This window comes from Actinokineospora sp., assembly GCF_050699995.1.
GTDB lineage: Bacteria > Actinomycetota > Actinomycetes > Mycobacteriales > Pseudonocardiaceae > Actinokineospora.
Window position 1 is genome coordinate 1 of the sequence record NZ_JBOHGC010000584.1, and the last position, 1,725, is coordinate 1,725.

At 74.7% G+C, this 1,725-nt stretch carries 2 protein-coding genes; both read left to right on the forward strand.

Going from position 1 to position 1,725, the window contains the following annotated elements:
* The coding region (locus ACRDSQ_RS28385) for a VWA domain-containing protein (RefSeq protein ID WP_431425248.1) at positions 1-1,521 on the forward strand (1,521 nt) is incomplete at its 5' end.
* Positions 1,522-1,537: 16 nt separating this feature from the next.
* Positions 1,538-1,725 (forward strand): cob(I)yrinic acid a,c-diamide adenosyltransferase (locus tag ACRDSQ_RS28390; RefSeq protein WP_431425249.1); only part of this gene is annotated, 188 nt, incomplete at its 3' end.

The following is a 1,725-nucleotide window of genomic DNA, read 5'->3' on the forward strand; positions in this document are numbered from 1 at the left end:
CTGCTGGACGCCGCGGCGATGGGCCGCGCGCACGTCGAGCGCGACGGGGTGTCGGTGTCGCACGCGGCGTCGTTCCTGTTGGTGGGCACCATGAATCCCGAGGAAGGTGAGCTGCGGCCGCAGCTGCTCGACCGGTTCGGGCTCACCGTCGAGGTGCGCGCCTCGCGGGACGTGCCGACGCGCACCGAGGTCATCCGCCGCAGGCTCGCCTTCGAGGCCGACCCGGCCGGGTTCGCCGAGCGCTGGTCCGACGCCGACGCCGAGCTGGCGACCCGGATCGTCGCGGCCCGCAAGGCGCTGCCCGAGGTGTCGCTGCCCGATTCCGAGCTGCGCCGCATCGCCGCGGTCTGCGCCGCGTTCGACGTCGACGGCATGCGTGCCGACCTCGTGCTGGCCCGCACCGCCGTGGCGCACGCCGCGTGGCGGGGCGCGGAGCGGGTCGAGGAGTCCGACGTGGAGGTGGCCGCCCGGCTGGCGCTGCCCCACCGGCGCAGGCGCGACCCGTTCGACGAGCCCGGCATCGAGCAGGACCAGCTTGATCAAGCTCTCAAAGACGCTGCCGACGAGGCTGATCGCGAACCCGACCCGGACCCCGGACCCGATGGTCCCGGTGGGGGTGCTCCCGAGCCCGGCGACGGACCGACCGGGCCCGTGCAGGGGCCGCAGAACGCCGAAGCGCCGCCAACGCCCTCCGGCGGTCAGGCCCCGGCCACCCCGGACCCGGCGTTCCGGGCCCGGCAGCTGGAGATCGCCGGTGTCGGCGAAGGCGCGCCAGGCCGCCGATCCCGATCGCGCGCCGGGTCCGGCCGGGCGCTGCGGGCATCGACCTCACAGGGCTCCGGAATCCACCTGGTCGGCACCCTGACCGCCGCGGCCCCGTATCAGCGAGATCGCGGCCGGACCGGTGCCGGGCTGATCGTGCGGTCCGGCGACGTGCGCAAAGCCGTCCGCGAGGGCCGGGAGAGCAACCTGGTCCTGTTCCTGGTCGACGCGTCCGGTTCGATGGCCGCCCGCAAGCGGATGTCCGCCGTGACCGGTGCCGTCGTCTCCCTGCTGCGCGACGCCTACCAGCGCCGCGACAAGGTCGGACTCGTCACCTTCCGCGGGTCCTCCGCGGAGCTGGCACTGCCCCCGACCTCGTCGGTGGAGGCGGCCGTCGCCCGGCTGCGCGACCTGCGCACCGGCGGGCGCACCCCGCTGGCCGACGGCCTGCTCCGCGCCCGGAAAACCCTTGCCGTGGAACGTCTCCGCGACCCGCGCAGGCGCGCGCTCCTGGTCGTGGTGACTGACGGCCGGGCCACCGTGGCGGTCTCCCGCGACGCTGTCGGCGACGCGATGCGGGCGGCGGCGATGATCGCCGCCGAAGGCACGGCAAGTGTGGTCGTGGACTGCGAGAGCGGCCCGGTCCGGCTTGGCCTGGCGGGCAAGCTGACCGCCGCGCTCGGCGGCACCGGCCTTCGTCTGGAAGAACTGTCGGCGGACTCGGTCGCGGGCGTGGTTCGCGCCGCCCGCGCCGCGTAGAGGGGGAGAAACACCGATGCCACAAGGCAAACCCGAAGTCGTCCCCGAGGACGGCCGGACCACCCGGCAGCGCCGCAACCGGCCGCTGGTCGTGGTCCACACCGGCGAGATGAAAGGCAAGTCGACCGCCGCGTTCGGCCTCGCGCTGCGCGGGTGGAACCAGGGCTGGTCGATCGGGGTGTTCCAGTTCGTGAAGTCGGCGAA